Source organism: Rhizobium sp. 268 (assembly GCF_036571585.1).
Taxonomy (GTDB): Bacteria; Pseudomonadota; Alphaproteobacteria; order Rhizobiales; family Rhizobiaceae; genus Rhizobium; species Rhizobium redzepovicii.
Map to the genome: position 1 here is coordinate 23,044 of NZ_JAPPSO010000021.1, position 14,417 is coordinate 37,460.

The following is a 14,417-nucleotide window of genomic DNA, read 5'->3' on the forward strand; positions in this document are numbered from 1 at the left end:
AAGCCATGGTTCCTACCGTAAAGCTAACATTTTATGTGTCTGAAGGCACAGCGTATAGCCGTGGCGCATCGCGATATCAGCACAAAGGGCGCGATTGCGTTCATTCAAATTCTCGTCGCCATCGTCGCGCGGCATGACATAGATCGGCGCCACCGCTTTTTTCTGGCGAAATAGCCGCATGACATAGTTTTCCTTTTGCGTGGATCGTGCCGGCAATCCATCCTCCGCATCGACCTCGTCGACAGACAGAACGTATTTATAAGCGGAGATGCGGGGCACGATATCCGGATGCAACCCAGGGGTTTTCGGGCTGCACACAATGGTCAAGCGTTCGCTTTCCGGCAGTTCGATCCATAAGGTTCCATTGGTCTCGATTTGAACACGCAACCCTCGCCCTAACAAGGTTTCGACCAGCGGAGCGATATTTTGCCGGAAAGGTTCACCGCCCGTGATGACGATCAAATCGCAAAACGACGGACGAATGTTCTCGATTGTCTCAAGCAACTCGTCCAGGCTCGGTCGCCATGTGGAGGATTCGAAATCGGTATCGCACCAGAAACACTTGAGATTGCAGCCGCAGGTGCGCACGAAAACGCTGGGCTGTCCGCTGAACGGCCCCTCGCCTTGCAGCGTATAAAATACCTCCTGGATCCAAAGTTCGCGACCGTCTGTCAATTCCTGACGTCTGAGTTTATTCTTGCCCTTCATGGCGAAAACTCCACCGTTTGCGTCGATTTTATTGCCCGGGCCGCCGCAGCCTCCCGAAGAAATTGCTCGCGATAATTGGGCTGAATTTGCTGAACCAGGCCGATTGCATGCGGTTTACTTTCAGCAATGCCGGCTCCGGTGATCTGGACGAAACGCGCCTTTTCATGCATTTCGGCGATATCCATGCTGCCGCAGTATGAAATCCCGGATCGCAGACCATTGGAAAGCGACCGCAGCACCTGCATAAGCGGGCCGCGGTATTCAAACGTCGCTTCGACACCTTCTGGTTCGTAATCGGCAATTTCATCGTCGAGAAGAAAGTCACCTTCTGTTCTGCGTATGGTCAGGTTCACGCCGAGGGAAACAAAGCCGGTCGAAATCTTGTAGCGTCGGCCGTCGCGCTCAACCGTGAAGGCCGCGCTTTCCTCTGCGCCGGCCAGGATGCTTCCCAGCATTACCGTTGACGCGCCGGCCGCCAAGGCCTTCGTTATTTCCCCGGATCCCCGTATACCCCCGTCGGCGATCACCGGAACATCGTGTGCGCGCGCCACCGCCACGCAATCGCGCACCGCTGTCAGCTGAGGCACACCTGCCCCTGCCACCAATCGCGTCGTGCATATGCCGCCAGGCCCGATACCGACTTTGATGGCATCGGCACCCGCTTCAATCAAATCATGGGTTCCCTCCGCCGTCGCGACATTCCCGGCGATCACTTCGACGGCGGGATACCGATCCTTGAGGCGCGCAACCGTTTCTATCGCGTAATCTGCGTGTCCATGAGCGATATCCAGGACGAGGATTTCGGCCCCTGCCTCGACCAGAACGGCAGCACGCTCCAACGCTTCCGGCTTTGCGCCGATAGCCGCGGCCGCCAACAAGCGACCATCGACCGACTGCGTTGCCGTGTGTGCCGTCGCCGGGTCGATCATGGCGCTTTTGACATTCAGTATCGCGGTCACCTGGTCTTTGATCGGCATCATTCTATGGACAATGCCAAGCCCTCCAAGCCGCCCCATGGCAATGGCCATCCGGGCATCCGTGCACCAGGGCACATTGGCGGATAAAATCGGCACCGCAAGTCTTCTTCGGCGCGTTACCCGACTGGAAATATCGATATCCTTGCGGCTCCAGGCGCGCGTACGTTGCGGGACCAGCAAAACATCGTCGAAAGACAGTCCTAGGGGAATGATGTCTGACGTCATGATCTATTCCGCTCTTCGAGGTTGTGGTCATGGATGTGCTCGCCCTCGTGGGCAGGGGGACATTCATGGAATGGATCCCCTGTCGGAGCGTCTCTCACCAGCATTCTGCCCTCCAGCCGATGATCGGTATGCCATTTGGCGTCGTCGCCGAACGGACGGGAATGCCAGCTGGTTTCTGCCCCTGCGATACCGGTTCCGATCAAACTGTCCAAAGTGACCAAAAGGGCCATTTCCTCCAATCCCAGCTTCTCGAAACCTTCGGGCAAAAGGGGCAGGACCAGGTAACGATGACGGAACGTCGAATCATAAACTCGGATTTCGGTCTCGTCGGGAATATTCAATCCGAACTGCTGGGACAAAAATCCTCGGGGATCCGTTTCCATTCGTCGCCGATATTCGGCGCTGCGATACCAATAAGGTGCCGGACCCAACAAGCTCGTGGGATAACAGGAGCACAATGTGCATACGACGGCATGGTGTACTTGTGGTTCGTTCTTCAGAACCGTCAGGATCGTACCATCCTCCAGCGCAACCCCGTATTCCGTCAGGACATCTTCAGAGTTGGTCAAAAGTCGATGTTCGAACAATGGATCCCGCCAGGCGCGTGCCACCAACATCGCGCCGACCGGTAAAAGCACCTCCGAGGATGGCCCATCTGCGTCTCGCATCAGGCGGCACCGCGTTGGGCGTAACGCGCCGGATCCTTCAAACCAGCCTCGCTGAACCCTTTCAACCGAAGCAGGCAGGAATCGCATTCCCCACAGGACAGCCCCTCTACCGTTGGGTCGTAGCAACTGTGGGTCAGTCCGTACTTAACCCCCAGTTCCGTGCCGCGCCGAATGATCTGCGCCTTCGTCATCTGAATGAGCGGTGTATGAATCTTCAAGGTCGTTTCGCCGGTTACGCCTGTTTTCGTCGCCAGATTGGCCATGCGGACGTAAGCGTCGATATATTCCGGCCGGCAATCCGGATAACCGGAATAGTCCAACGCGTTGACGCCGATGAAGATGTCGGGGGCCTTCAGCACCTCTGCCCAAGCCAATGCGAACGACAGGAAGATCGTGTTGCGTGCGGGCACATAGGTGACCGGAATTCCCTCGCTCATTTCGGAGGTCGCCCGACCCTTGGGAACGTCAATATCCTGCGTCAGTGCCGACCCGCCAAATTGGCGCAAATCGATCGATGCGATCATATGATCCCTGACGCCTGCTTCGGCGGCAACTTGCTTGGCCGCCTCAAGCTCGGCGATATGGCGCTGACCATACCGGAAGCTCAATGCATACAGGTCGAAGCCCTGCTGCTTTGCAATGGCCAAAGTCGTTGCGGAATCCAATCCTCCACTCAACAAAACGACGGCTTTCCATTTTGACATGGCACTACACTCCTCATTTTCCCTCTGAAAATCCCGTTGGCAAACTTGCCGTCCACCAAACCCCGATCGCCAGATCAAGTTAGATGTTCACTCGCCCTCAATTCCGCGACGCTCGCCACGACGTGATCTGGCGCCAGCGCCTCCAAGTGATTGCCCAAGAACCTGAAATTGCCTGTCCGAACAGCAATTGTTCGCATGGCGAGCGCCTTACCTGCCTGTATATCGATCGGCGCGTCGCCTACGATGGCAACTTCCCGCGGATCCATTTCAAGCTCTTTGAGGCTTCGCTGCACAAGCGCGAGTTTCACCTCCAGGCTGCTGGGCGTGCACGCGACCGCTTCCGCCCCAAGGTCGTCACGTGTCAGAACGGATACAAAGCAATCGGCAACCTGCTCCCGCACCAGCAGACATTTCGTCTGGTCGGTGGCGACCCAGGCGCTGGCGATGGCAAGTCGCCTTCCGCCATTGCTCAAGGTGCGGATAACGTCGGTTGTGCCGGGAAAAAACTGTGCCTGCTCCATATATGACCGAGGGATACGATCCAGATGATCCATCACCAGGATGTCGCCGATCGTCCGCCCTTTCTCAATGCTGTGCCAATAGTCCAGACTCAACACATGATCGCGGTCGCTGGGTACGGATAAACCTTGCCGGACATGCAGATCGTCAACGAATGCCAGGAACATCCCCGAGAAATCCAGCAAAGTCCCGTCCCGATCGAAAATCACAGCCCTAATCATCTGCGCACCGGGGCCTCGTCAGCGCTTCGCCGGCCCAAGCTCGACTGCGAGGCGGCAACAAGCGGCTCGACGGGGCCATCCATCACTGCTTTCTGGCTTTCCCACGGGAAAACAACCCAATCGTCGGATTCTATCGCCCAATAATCGGGACGATTTTGACAGTTGACGTTGCAAACAACAGTTGCGGATCGAATGGATTTCGCGCCCAACTCCCGGAGTTGCCCAAGGATTGCGGTCAGGGTACCGCCATCGCCGGCGATGTCGTCGCAAATCAGCAAATGGCGAGCGGACCAGTCGTCTTTCGCCGGCCCCACCCAAGCTATCTTGGGCGCTCCACGCTCGGCATAGCGTTCGTCGCCGGCGTTTCGGGTGACGGAAATCACCCGGATGTCGTGCAGTTCCAGCCTATGCGCCAACGCGGTTGCCAGCGGCAGCCCGCCTCGCGCCAACGCGACAACAGCGTCCGGCTTCACCGCGTCCTGGCATATCCGTTCGTAGAGAATATCGACGGAGTTGCCGAATTCCTCCCAGCTCAATTGCAGAAGCCGCTTTCCCAGCCAAAGATCCATGGGGCTCCTCCTACCTGTGCCAACGCATGAATATAATTGTGCGCTTGCTCCGATAGCGCCTGAAAAAAATACAGGCTAAACGATTATTGTCAATGGTTGCATATTTAAAATTGCAATGCGAGAATGGTCTCGAAGATGTCGTGAATCCTAGCGCAGTGGGGAAACCATGCAGGAATATCATTTGATCACGCGTGAAATCGGTATCGATGCGGCCCACCGTATCCCGCACCACGAGTCGAAATGCCATAACTTGCACGGTCATCGATATAAGATTGCCGCGACTTGCGTGGGCCCCCTGTGTGGCGACGGGGAGCAGACTGGCATGGTCCTCGATTTCGGTTTCTTGAAGGACGAAATGATGGCCGAGATCGATGCCTGCTGCGATCATGGCATGATGATTTGGGTAGACGATCCCTGGATCGGCTCCTTTCTCCCCGAAAACGCACACGAAGCTAAGGCGGCCGCGGTTCTGCGGGAATACCGTGATGAGGTGACCCATGCCGATCAAAAGCTGATCGAAGGTCCATTCGGCAAGACACTTTTGCTGGCGAGCGTGCCAACTGCGGAGAACCTCGCGAAGCATTGGTTCAATAGGCTGGCACCCCGCGTTAGGTTCCGAAGCCATAACCGCGCACATCTCCTGCGAGTCGAGGTTTGGGAAACGCCAAACTGTATGGCGACATACAATACCCAGGATCCAGACTGGTTCGCGTTCGATGCTGTGCCGAAACTGCCCTCCGGCAGATTGAGTCATTTGGCAGGTTACGACTCCGGATTGAGCTGATAACTTTACAGTGTCACGGTCAGAAATGCTGGCTGTGGAGAGCGGTTGATCATCTCCGGGCCGACAACCCGGACCGGTTGGAGAACCTCGAACGACTTGAGCTGATGAGCCACAAGATCAGCAAGCCTAACGCCGGCCCAATCGACCTGCGAGAGCAGATCATGCGAATGAGAAAGTGCCGTGATACGTTCGCGAACGCGCTTCTCGAATTCTTCGATTGATCGAGAACGTGTCGCCGTCTGCCGGATAATGGCCAGCACGATGGCGTACTGATTTTTGACACGATGATTGATTTCTCGCGTCAGAAGGCGAAGCCAGCGGTCGCTCTCGCGCCTCTCCGAGATGTCCCGGGCGATGCTTGATGCACCGACGAGCCTGCCGCCCCGGCTTTTGATGGGAGATATGGTGATCGAGATCGGGACCATCCGGCCGTCTCGGTGGCGGCGCGTCGTTTGGAAAGGTTCGATCCGTTCCCCCAGCTTCAGCCGCCGCAGGATATCCGCCTCTTCATCCCGTTTGTCATCCAGGGAGGGCCGAGAGCATTGGCGCGTCAACCCAGCGGTGTATAGTCACCCGTCTCGGGGGATGAGTGACGCGGAAATCCAAGCGAAATTCTCGGCATTGGTGGTTGTGTGCATGTTGTGCGCGATCTCGACAGGGCAGGTCCACGCCGAAATCAGGCCGGTTCGCGACGTCCAGAAGGCGCTCGCCGATCAGGGTTTCGACGCGGGCACGCCAGACGGGATCTGGGGATCGAAATCCGTCGCCGCACTCAAGGGGTTTCAGCGTGCTCATCGGCTGGCGCCTTCCGGCGTCGTGACCCAGGATTCGCTGAAGGCGCTGTTTCCGAGTTCGAATACCGATGCGCAGCCTGCCGCGCTGCCGGCGGATGTGGTTGCGGTACCCATTGTGCCTTTGGTCGATCCAAAGCCTAAGGTCCTTTCTTCCGAGCCGGTGAGCCTTTCGCCGCAAGTGTCGTAGCCGGCTCCCGCCATCCCCGTCGCAAACCGAAGTGGGAGCGAGAGCGGAGACAGTTCCGGTTACCTCGTTGTCGTATTCCTCATTATGGTGGCCCTCCTTTTCTTCCGGAGAAAATCAAGGAAAAGCAGCGATTAGCCGGTTCGATCCAAGATTGGAGTCAAATCGGGTCGGCCAGTTGATGGCCGCCGCGCCGCGCGTTGAAAAATCGAAGACGGATAGCTGCGAGAATTCGTAGTTTTGGAGGTCTTCCCCTTGGTCCCTCGACGTAATTTTCGCTCTGGAGGGAGAGCGCCGCCATGCTGTCCGCTTGGGCATGCGCTTGGTGCGTGGACTGGCCGCAGTCGATGCGGCACGCATCGTGGCCGCCCGTGCCGATCACCCCTTCGATCGGCTGCGGTCCCGGATCGGAAGGTTACTTGGCGCCCCTGGCAAGCGCACGCCGCTTGAGTTCGGAAGCTTGTTCTCGCAGGAACCCAAGATACCGTTCCCGGACCTCTTGCATTTCAATTTCGCCGGCAATCCATTGTTCGATCCATAAGAGGAAACGCGGATCCTCCTCCGTCGGCAATCCCGCGCGGCGGAGACGATCAAAGGCTTTTTGCGCGGCAAGGCGTCGTTGTTCGCTCTTCATAACCTTTGCTAATATCCGATTCGGCAAAAGAAAACGTTGCCGACATTTCCGGCGAACCGTAAGCGAAAATCCGCCTAGGCCGAACACATTCTGATATGCATCCGTTGCACCCAGTGAAGACCTCGTCTGTTGGTCGAAAAGAGCTGGGATCATTGCGAAGTCAATTCGATCGCCGCCAAAATGAAAACCAGGTATTCCACTTTGGGCAGATCACCAAAACGGCCGCCGGTGTCGTCCGTTCAGTATCGGAGCTTGATCGAACCCGGGCCTGCTACCATAACTAATATCTCCGATTCAGAACACGATCATGCTTTTTGGATCACGCTTTCGCTGCGGGCATGTCGCAGACTTCCAGAGCTACCGCAGGTCGCATCGCCGCGTGTCTTCTAAGCAAAAACGCGTCGCGCGTCCGTGAAGACGTCTCATAATATGACCTCTGGATTTGGCGCTTATGCGCCGCCAAAACAGCGAAGCATGGAATTGAGCCTATCGTTCTCCTCACGGAACTTCACGAGCATGAGCCGTTTCGGATGGCGATTTTCAGCTTCAAGATCAGCCAGCTCTTTCTCCGAGCCGTCCTGATGATGCCGCAGCGTAAACTTAACGCTGTGAAAACAAGATCTGAGAGTGAGGCTTTGGTTCGTTCGGGCGCGAAGGCGCGCGATTTGGCGCCATGTTGCTCGCAATTCTCGATGGTGGGTGGATGGAATATCGTGGCGGGGAACGTTAAAGAGGTTGGCGATCGGTTCGTGTACGGAAACGAAACGCTGAAGGTGTCGCGTTGACTTGAAGCGCTTCATGATCCTCTCCCGCCGTCGGACGGGTTGATGAGAGTTCTCCGCCCGATTGTTCAGGCCCGGGGTTGTCACGTTGTTTGAATGTGGCCATGTGAGGCCGAGCCTGCGCTTTTCAGGCAGGCCGTGCACTCACGGCTTCCCACACGGCCATTGCCTGGCCTTTTTGAGGGAACGAGCGTCTGACGGCTTAGGAAATAGCCCGCGTCCGGGAATTGAAATTCGGCACGCAAAGCGTCGACATTCGCTTTGGCGAGAAGTCCCCTCCGGCGCGCAAAGCGAAGGTCGCGCAACGGCTGGATTTGCAAGCTATGGAGAGAAATCATGTTGGAAAATCCGCATATAGCGCGGATATCTGAACATGAATTACTACGGAAAGGGGAATTCCTATTAAGTCGGCCTGCTTAAGGCTGCCGAACTGCACGGTGCCACGCATCAGGCCGTAATGGAGTTTCAAGTCGTGGCGGCCAAACGGCTCCCCAAGATCAAGGCCGGTCGCAACCGCGTCGTCTTCTACTACCGAAAGGATATGGAGACCGTCGCCGCGGGCGTTGTCGACAAGAAAACCGAGACAGGTTCGATGAGAGTGTCGTCACCAGCTCTCACAGCGCTCGACATTCTGCGGTATTCTCGTGGCGCCGGCGGTCTTGATAACATCTTCACTGTCCTCAGGGATATCGCGCCGCAGATTGATTTCGAGAGCCTGACCAACCTGTCGCGCGTCACCGAACGGCCGGTCGTGCAGCGCCTCGGCTACCTTCTCGACAGGCTGGGTCACGGCCCACGCCTGGCGTCGATGCGTACCGCCTTGGAGGACCGCGGCAACCTGCCCTGGACGGAGCTGGACCGCAAAGAAGCCGGCGATCCCGACTTTTCTACTGAAGTGCTCGAGCGCGACCCGCGTTGGCGGGTCATCGTCCGCCGCTATCCAGAGGCCGATGAATGATACCAGCTCAGAATATTGTCGCGTGGGGCAATGTCGCGCCTTGGGCCGATCAACGTCAGATCGAACAGGATCTGATTATCAGCCGGGCGGTGGTCGCGATATTCACCGACCCCTTCTTGCGCGAAGCCTTGAGGTTTCGGGGCGGCACAGCCCTCAACAAACTGCACTTCCCGGCTCCGCTGCGCTACTCGGAAGACATTGATCTCGTGCGCACAGAGGCCGGGCCGATCGGCCAGGTCCTGGACGCCTTGCGTGTCGTCCTCGAGCCGTGGCTTGGACACGGTCAGTACGAGTCAAGTCCGGTCGCACCCAAGTTGAAATTCCGGATTGAGGCCGAGGACGGCGGTGGCGTGCCCATCCGCCTCAAGGTCGAAACCAACACCAGCGAGATCGAAGCGTATGATCCGCCGATCGACTTGCCGTTCGGTGTGGCCAATCCATGGTTCACCGGGAATGCGTCCGTCCCGACATTCTCCCGTGAGGAAATGTTGGCCACCAAGTTGCGCGCGCTGCTGCAGCGGGAGAGGGGTCGCGATCTCTATGACCTGGCGCATGGCCTGGAGACGTTTGAAGGCCTGAATGTGGAGAAAGTGGCTGATTTTTTTTGGCCGCTACGTCGCACTTTCGGGCCAGATCATCACGCGGGCACAGGCTGAGCGACGGATGTTCGCGAAGCTTGCCCGGCCGCGCTTTCTGACCGACATGCAGCCATTGCTTCCGACACAGCAGGCCGAAGCGCTGACCGACCAAACGACCCTCCCGGCATTTACCAGCGATTTTGCAGCATTCATTGAACGCTTGCCCGGTGACACGTGGTTACGCACCGCTGAAATGCGCAGGCGCTTCGGCGTGGTGTAGAGATATGAATTGGAACGATGACGGCGAGTGTGGCCCGGGGTGAGCGACGGAACGAGAGAAGAGGAGCCGCCGACGCACTATCTTCGCCACTGTCAAGCGACAATCTGCCATGGCTTGGGATCCGGGTTACGCTTAGGCTGTCGTGCGTGGTCGCCGCGCTCAACGAATCCACAAGGGCAATCGCCCGACCGCCACGCTTGCGCATGACAGACGCCTTTGGCGCATGCAGTGGCCGTCGATTTTCTATTCCGAGCAGTTCAGCAAGTGCACTGAAATACCGAAGCGCTATTGAGAAGGAACTGGAAAGTCTAATACTTTGTCCGTGTAGCTTTCGACCAAGGCGCTAAACGGCGTGCCGTCTCGAAGTTTCAGTACGGCACGATGTTCGAGCAGGAACGGCGGCAGGCTAAGGGAACTTGTTTCATGCGCTGTTAAGCCGTCCATGTCCCAGCCTTCGGAGAGAGGGGACCAGAGCAACGTGGCAGACAGGTTTGTGCGAGTGAAATTAAGAGCCTGAACGGCTCTGCCAAACGCGATATCGCTGGTCTTCAAAGCCTGATTCATCTCTGCAGTTAATTTTGCGGGTACATACCAGTTGTCGGCTTCCGACAAGACGCGGTCGCCACAGACCAGGCGGACGCGGCGATATGCGATCAGCTCACCGGGTCCGACGGTCAGAAGTTCACGGATGTGCTCATCGGCCGGCTTGTCTTGCCCGCCCACACGCTGAGCTACAATCTTAGAACCTTCCGGTGCGAGCTTGTGCGCGGCGCACCAGCGATCAAGGGTCAACGTAGCACTGGCGTTACTCAGAAGATTGGCATTCAAGCTCTGAAGGACCGCAAGCGCTTCCACTCGAGATGTCGGCGAGTTCAGCCACTGAGACCCTATAGACAGTTCTTGCGCAATTGCGATCTGGGTGCCCAGCACAATGGTAGTCGCTGCAAGTGCGGCGATGCGAATACGTTTCGATGAACAAAATGACACGGAGAACGAATCCTTTCTGCAGTAAATTTGATGGGCGAACTTCTGCGCGTCAAATTCCCCTGATTTTGGCAGGCGCGCGCGTGTGTTTGCGGCGTATTTGATGCCAGCAGCAAGATTTGAACTGCGCCTTGCGGTACCGTTTAACGGTCGGGTTCCCGATAGACTTTCTTACCATCTTCCGATGTCCTGCCGTGCTGGTTCACACCTGTTGAAGCCCGTATGCCCGAGCCGTCCTTTGCTTGCGTCACATCAAGGTCGTCCATGATACCCTCCATCCGCTCGCCGACCTGTTGTTGGAGTTTGCAACCGTTGGCGACGGAGCCGGCGCTTCCATCCTGGAACATGGATACCCGATAGGCGTGGATTTCAAATGAGGAACATGGCGGCCGTTCCGAATCCTCCTCATCAAATATCGTAACTCTCGCTTAACGGTTTAGCGCCTTTGTCGCCCTCGTTGCGGAATGTTCATATAGCTGGAGCGGATAAAATAGCTCGCAACCGACAGCAAAATCGAGGAGCAATTGTTGGAAAAAGGGTTTCTTCGTCGACGCAGAGATCTCCTTCCGGGCGAGTGGCAATGGTAGACCAGGCAGCGACACGCCGTCGATGGCTGCCAACCGCAGATGCGGGTAGCCAAGACGCTTCTCTGATTTCTTTTGGTGACCCATGTCGTCGTGCTCCTTGTGCAAGCCTCCCGACGACGACGCCGCCGGCAAGATTTCAGCATTCATAGGAAAATAGCTTGCCTGTTACACTATCGTAACTCCTCATAGCAGGACTATTGATGAAAAAGACAAACAACGCAACAGGTTTGGCGGTATATTTTAAAGTATATCCTCTCAGGATTGGCAAGTGTTACGTTAATTTGCGAGAAGCGTGAGTTAGACTATATTATTGTATATATTTCTATATATATCGCACTCCATGTCTTTGGTGGCCGCATGAAATGGCAGCTCTCTAACGGTTACGACAAACGCTCGCTGATCGAAACGGCAATCGGGCGATAAAAGTCCATCATCGCGCGGCGTTTCGGGGCAGGTCGCGGCCTGGTCGGGAGATCGAAGGCGTCATCGGCTGCGCCGCTCTCAATCGCATGCTTGACTGTGCACGCCCGAAATCCCTCCGCCGCAAGGCACCACGGCATGATCAGCCGTTTCAATGATCCCCATCAGTTAAATTCCAGGTCCGTGCACCAACGCCCGGGACGGCTTGAATCCGGTCGTCGCCGATCGCATTCGTAGAGTTTGCTGTCTCAATGCATCACTTCTTTTCGGAGCTTAAAGCGGCCGGGGAGAGGAACGCGCGGAATTCAACCGTCATTCAAGAAGTCCGAGGCTGACGCTGAAAAAGTCGTCGTGGCAGGTGCACGGCCATCAGCTTTCGGTCGAGAATTCGGACCACGATCAATTTTATGCCTTGTGTATTTGCACAATCTCTCGCCAGTGATTGGACGTGGTCATGAAATAAAATTGCATCGACAAATGCAGATTACATGTCAACGCCAACGACATATCCAGAGAGGTCTGCGCCGGAGCCAAGAGCACTGCGAGAGCGTAGACTTGCCGCCTTGACCGGCCCAATTCAGCGACTGCCCGCTCCATTGCGGCAGCGCCGCTCTTGTTAATGTCTCCTGCCATCGCATTCGATATTCCTGAAAATCTCGCGGGACTGATGGGGTTCTCTCATTCACGGCGACGATTCTTTCAAGAATGAGAGACTTCACAGACAACGATGAATGGACCTCAAAACGAAATAGATAGAAGCTTCCCAAACTTCGTCACGTTGACTCGCGATCACGCGAAACTGACGGAGAGATTGGACAATATGGCATGTGTCGGCTTTGCATCATTGTGGTGTCTTCGAAGAAAGACCCTCGACATTGGCGCTGTAGGAGACTGCGCACTTAAATCATTAAATCAGGTAACAAAAAATTTGGGGTTCGCGCGAGTCAACGTAGCGGCGAAGGAGAGGCTAGTCCTCAGCATCGAGATTGTCTTGATATCTTATGAAGATGTTCGGCCTTTTTCTGGCGCCCCTGGTAATTGTTTTCGGCCAGCGTGCTGAAAACCCGGCGTGAGGAGGGTGCAGCCGGGCGCCGCTTTGTGGAGGAAGTAAAATGAAAAAGTTTATCCTGGGCACCGCGATGGCGCTCGTCCTGTCGACGGCCGCTCACGCGGAAACTGTCGGCGTCTCGATGGCGAAATTCGACGACAATTTCCTGACGGTTCTGCGCAACGGCATGACCGATTATGCAAAGACACTGAGCGGCGTGACGCTGCAGGTCGAAGACGCACAGAACGACGTTTCCAAGCAGCAGAGCCAGATCCAGAATTTCATCGCCTCCAAGGTCGATGCAATCATCGTCAACCCTGTCGATACCGACGCGACCACGGCGATGTCGAAGCTCGCGGCCGATGCCGGCATTCCGCTGGTTTACGTCAACCGCCAGCCGGTCAACGTCGACACGCTGCCGGACAATCAGGCCTTCGTCGCTTCCAACGAGCAGGAATCCGGCACGCTGGAAACCAAGGAAGTCTGCCGCATTCTCGGCGGCAAGGGCAAGGCCGTCGTCATCATGGGCGAGCTCTCCAACCAGGCTGCGCGCATGCGGACCCAGGACGTTCATGACGTCATCAAGACGGATGAATGCAAGGGCCTGGAGATCGTCGAAGAGCAGACCGCCAACTGGGACCGCACCCAGGGCGCCGACCTGATGACCAACTGGCTCTCCAGCGGCATTGAATTCGACGCCGTGATCTCCAACAACGACGAAATGGCGATCGGCGCCATCCAGGCGCTGAAGGCGGCCGGCAAGGATATGACCAAGGTCGTCGTCGGCGGTGTCGATGCCACGCAGGACGCGCTTGCCGCCATGCAGGCGGGCGATCTCGACGTCACGGTGTTCCAGGATGCCGCCGGCCAGGGCAAGGGCTCTCTCGATGCAGCGCTCAAGCTCGCCAAGGGCGAGAAGATCGACAAGAAGGTCTACATTCCCTTCCAGCTCGTCACGCCTGCCAACGTCAAGGACTTCGTCACCAAGAACTAAGGCGGATGCCACACAGGATGCGGGCTCTTTGCCCGCATCCTGTGTTCGGGCGCTCGAAGTTCCACAAATCCTCAAAGATGAAGGATCCTTGAGCTCAGGCTGCTTGAGCATGAGACTGGCATTCACAATCTCGTCGGCTGGTGAAGACCGAGAAACATCGCCCGATCGCGTTCCGCGCTGGTATGTTGGGTGTCTATGTGACCGCTTTTCTCCGCTTCGGCACGAACGCGGTGTCGAGCTTCACCATGGATCGCCGGCACCCGATCGGTGTGACTGCCGAGAAGGCGCGGCACGTCGTCAAAGCCTTTGGCGACGTGTGAGACCTATCTTGCGTGCGAAGCTGGGAACGGCTTGCTGTCAGGCCGTTCGGGATGTCTGGGTGGCTGTCGGTGACGCAGGCGGCGGCAGCTCCAGATTGGAGCGAAAATCATCCGATATAATCGGTATCGATCAGTTGACGGCGCCGGAGCTCGGGCAGCAGACCGTTCACCAGGAGGTCCTCCTGGTCGGGACTGCCGAAGGCTGATTGCCTGCCAGATCTCGGATAGCGTGAGAGATCGGAGAGGCATACGGCTTGTCCGCCACCCGGTCCTGCGGCCCGAGCACCGAATAGTCGAGCGTGGTCATGATGGTGCTCAGGGAGGCGGAAGACGCCTGATGGCCGCCGACCTTCACCTCGCCGCCTTGGCGAATGTGGTTGGCATGGTGGATGGTCCACGAAGCGATCCAGGAGACGCATCGCTCGATCTCGTTCAAGTACGTTATTTCAGTTCTCATCCGTTCTCCCCTTGTCACCTCC

The 14,417-nt window shown here is 56.9% G+C and carries 18 protein-coding genes and 3 pseudogenes; 8 read left to right on the top strand and 13 right to left on the bottom strand.

Annotated elements, in window-relative coordinates:
* Positions 1-12: 12 nt before the first annotated feature.
* The 6 genes from OS035_RS29380 to OS035_RS29405 all read right to left on the bottom strand — a co-directional run bounded on the left by OS035_RS29380 (position 13) and on the right by OS035_RS29405 (position 4,558).
* The gene (locus OS035_RS29380; RefSeq protein ID WP_128409153.1) at positions 13-708 is read right to left on the bottom strand and encodes a 7-carboxy-7-deazaguanine synthase QueE; all 696 of its coding nucleotides are present in this window, start codon (positions 706-708) and stop codon (positions 13-15) included.
* Positions 705-1,910, bottom strand: a complete 1,206-nt coding sequence (guaB, locus tag OS035_RS29385; protein WP_128409152.1) for an IMP dehydrogenase — start codon at positions 1,908-1,910, stop codon at positions 705-707. Before guaB ends, OS035_RS29380 begins: the two co-directional genes overlap by 4 nt.
* A complete protein-coding gene (locus OS035_RS29390) occupies positions 1,907-2,578 on the bottom strand; it encodes a nitrile hydratase subunit alpha (protein WP_164903204.1) in 672 nt (223 codons plus the stop codon). Before OS035_RS29390 ends, guaB begins: the two co-directional genes overlap by 4 nt.
* The gene (gene queC / locus OS035_RS29395) at positions 2,578-3,282 is read right to left on the bottom strand and encodes a 7-cyano-7-deazaguanine synthase QueC (RefSeq protein WP_128409160.1); all 705 of its coding nucleotides are present in this window, start codon (positions 3,280-3,282) and stop codon (positions 2,578-2,580) included. The genes OS035_RS29390 and queC overlap by 1 nt, the downstream gene beginning before the upstream one ends.
* Positions 3,283-3,356: 74 nt before the next feature.
* The gene (locus tag OS035_RS29400; RefSeq protein WP_128409150.1) at positions 3,357-4,022 is read right to left on the bottom strand and encodes an HAD family hydrolase; all 666 of its coding nucleotides are present in this window, start codon (positions 4,020-4,022) and stop codon (positions 3,357-3,359) included.
* A complete protein-coding gene (locus tag OS035_RS29405; protein ID WP_331814511.1) occupies positions 4,019-4,558 on the bottom strand; it encodes a phosphoribosyltransferase in 540 nt (179 codons plus the stop codon). The genes OS035_RS29400 and OS035_RS29405 overlap by 4 nt, the downstream gene beginning before the upstream one ends.
* Positions 4,559-4,757: 199 nt before the next feature.
* Between OS035_RS29405 and OS035_RS29410 the strand changes: the two genes are divergently transcribed.
* Positions 4,758-5,375 carry a 6-carboxytetrahydropterin synthase gene (locus OS035_RS29410; RefSeq protein ID WP_128409148.1) on the top strand — a complete coding sequence of 206 codons (618 nt, stop codon included), beginning with the start codon at positions 4,758-4,760 and terminating at the stop codon, positions 5,373-5,375.
* A 5-nt stretch (positions 5,376-5,380) separates the two neighbouring features.
* On the opposite strand, the gene OS035_RS29415 is transcribed toward OS035_RS29410, so the two are convergent.
* Complete coding sequence (locus OS035_RS29415) at positions 5,381-5,929, bottom strand: HWE histidine kinase domain-containing protein (protein ID WP_245458312.1); 549 nt, start codon at positions 5,927-5,929, stop codon at positions 5,381-5,383.
* 31 nt (positions 5,930-5,960) lie between these two features.
* On the opposite strand from OS035_RS29415, the gene OS035_RS29420 reads away from it, so the two are divergent.
* Positions 5,961-6,356 carry a peptidoglycan-binding domain-containing protein gene (locus OS035_RS29420; protein WP_331814514.1) on the top strand — a complete coding sequence of 132 codons (396 nt, stop codon included), beginning with the start codon at positions 5,961-5,963 and terminating at the stop codon, positions 6,354-6,356.
* Positions 6,357-6,768: 412 nt separating this feature from the next.
* On the opposite strand, the gene OS035_RS29425 is transcribed toward OS035_RS29420, so the two are convergent.
* Positions 6,769-6,987, bottom strand: a complete 219-nt coding sequence (locus OS035_RS29425) for a hypothetical protein (protein ID WP_064694812.1) — start codon at positions 6,985-6,987, stop codon at positions 6,769-6,771.
* 751 nt (positions 6,988-7,738) lie between these two features.
* Positions 7,739-7,847: pseudogene (locus OS035_RS29430) on the bottom strand (DDE-type integrase/transposase/recombinase); the annotation flags it as partial.
* A gap of 334 nt (positions 7,848-8,181) precedes the next feature.
* On the opposite strand from OS035_RS29430, the gene OS035_RS29435 reads away from it, so the two are divergent.
* Genes OS035_RS29435 through OS035_RS29445 form a run of 3 tightly spaced genes read left to right on the top strand, consistent with a single transcriptional unit; the run spans position 8,182 to position 9,585 of the window.
* Positions 8,182-8,727, top strand: a complete 546-nt coding sequence (locus OS035_RS29435; protein WP_331814558.1) for a type IV toxin-antitoxin system AbiEi family antitoxin domain-containing protein — start codon at positions 8,182-8,184, stop codon at positions 8,725-8,727.
* Positions 8,724-9,383: a nucleotidyl transferase AbiEii/AbiGii toxin family protein gene (locus tag OS035_RS29440; RefSeq protein ID WP_331814519.1), complete on the top strand. Its 660-nt coding sequence runs from the start codon at positions 8,724-8,726 to the stop codon at positions 9,381-9,383. The genes OS035_RS29435 and OS035_RS29440 overlap by 4 nt, the downstream gene beginning before the upstream one ends.
* A 7-nt stretch (positions 9,384-9,390) precedes the next feature.
* Entirely contained in the window at positions 9,391-9,585 is a 195-nt protein-coding gene (locus tag OS035_RS29445) for a hypothetical protein (protein ID WP_331814521.1), read from the top strand.
* A gap of 285 nt (positions 9,586-9,870) precedes the next feature.
* On the opposite strand, the gene OS035_RS29450 is transcribed toward OS035_RS29445, so the two are convergent.
* The 3 genes from OS035_RS29450 to OS035_RS29460 form a co-directional block, all read right to left on the bottom strand.
* A complete protein-coding gene (locus OS035_RS29450) occupies positions 9,871-10,572 on the bottom strand; it encodes a hypothetical protein (protein WP_128409243.1) in 702 nt (233 codons plus the stop codon).
* Between the two features lie 140 nt (positions 10,573-10,712).
* The gene (locus OS035_RS29455) at positions 10,713-10,835 is read right to left on the bottom strand and encodes a hypothetical protein (protein WP_267970730.1); all 123 of its coding nucleotides are present in this window, start codon (positions 10,833-10,835) and stop codon (positions 10,713-10,715) included.
* A gap of 162 nt (positions 10,836-10,997) precedes the next feature.
* The gene (locus tag OS035_RS29460) at positions 10,998-11,303 is read right to left on the bottom strand and encodes a hypothetical protein (protein WP_331814523.1); all 306 of its coding nucleotides are present in this window, start codon (positions 11,301-11,303) and stop codon (positions 10,998-11,000) included.
* Between the two features lie 204 nt (positions 11,304-11,507).
* Between OS035_RS29460 and OS035_RS29465 the strand changes: the two are divergent.
* The 3 genes and pseudogenes from OS035_RS29465 to OS035_RS29475 form a co-directional block, all read left to right on the top strand.
* Positions 11,508-11,734: pseudogene (locus OS035_RS29465) on the top strand (IS5/IS1182 family transposase); the annotation flags it as partial.
* Between the two features lie 954 nt (positions 11,735-12,688).
* A complete protein-coding gene (locus tag OS035_RS29470; RefSeq protein ID WP_331814525.1) occupies positions 12,689-13,618 on the top strand; it encodes a sugar ABC transporter substrate-binding protein in 930 nt (309 codons plus the stop codon).
* Positions 13,619-13,758: 140 nt separating this feature from the next.
* On the top strand, positions 13,759-13,938 hold the full coding sequence (locus OS035_RS29475; protein WP_128409258.1) for a hypothetical protein: 180 nt from the start codon (positions 13,759-13,761) through the stop codon (positions 13,936-13,938).
* Between the two features lie 202 nt (positions 13,939-14,140).
* On the opposite strand, the pseudogene OS035_RS29480 reads toward OS035_RS29475, so the two are convergent.
* Positions 14,141-14,395: pseudogene (locus tag OS035_RS29480) on the bottom strand (transketolase); the annotation flags it as partial.
* Positions 14,396-14,417: the final 22 nt, after the last annotated feature.

Coding starts and splice junctions, on each gene's coding strand:
- OS035_RS29380 (WP_128409153.1), bottom strand. CDS start 708: ATGAAGGGCAAGAATAAACTCAGACGTCAGGAATTGACAGACGGTCGC.
- guaB (WP_128409152.1), bottom strand. CDS start 1,910: ATGACGTCAGACATCATTCCCCTAGGACTGTCTTTCGACGATGTTTTG.
- OS035_RS29390 (WP_164903204.1), bottom strand. CDS start 2,578: ATGCGAGACGCAGATGGGCCATCCTCGGAGGTGCTTTTACCGGTCGGC.
- queC (WP_128409160.1), bottom strand. CDS start 3,282: ATGTCAAAATGGAAAGCCGTCGTTTTGTTGAGTGGAGGATTGGATTCC.
- OS035_RS29400 (WP_128409150.1), bottom strand. CDS start 4,022: ATGATTAGGGCTGTGATTTTCGATCGGGACGGGACTTTGCTGGATTTC.
- OS035_RS29410 (WP_128409148.1), top strand. CDS start 4,758: ATGCAGGAATATCATTTGATCACGCGTGAAATCGGTATCGATGCGGCC.
- OS035_RS29420 (WP_331814514.1), top strand. CDS start 5,961: ATGAGTGACGCGGAAATCCAAGCGAAATTCTCGGCATTGGTGGTTGTG.
- OS035_RS29425 (WP_064694812.1), bottom strand. CDS start 6,987: ATGAAGAGCGAACAACGACGCCTTGCCGCGCAAAAAGCCTTTGATCGT.
- OS035_RS29440 (WP_331814519.1), top strand. CDS start 8,724: ATGATACCAGCTCAGAATATTGTCGCGTGGGGCAATGTCGCGCCTTGG.
- OS035_RS29445 (WP_331814521.1), top strand. CDS start 9,391: ATGTTCGCGAAGCTTGCCCGGCCGCGCTTTCTGACCGACATGCAGCCA.
- OS035_RS29455 (WP_267970730.1), bottom strand. CDS start 10,835: ATGGACGACCTTGATGTGACGCAAGCAAAGGACGGCTCGGGCATACGG.
- OS035_RS29460 (WP_331814523.1), bottom strand. CDS start 11,303: ATGAATGCTGAAATCTTGCCGGCGGCGTCGTCGTCGGGAGGCTTGCAC.
- OS035_RS29470 (WP_331814525.1), top strand. CDS start 12,689: ATGAAAAAGTTTATCCTGGGCACCGCGATGGCGCTCGTCCTGTCGACG.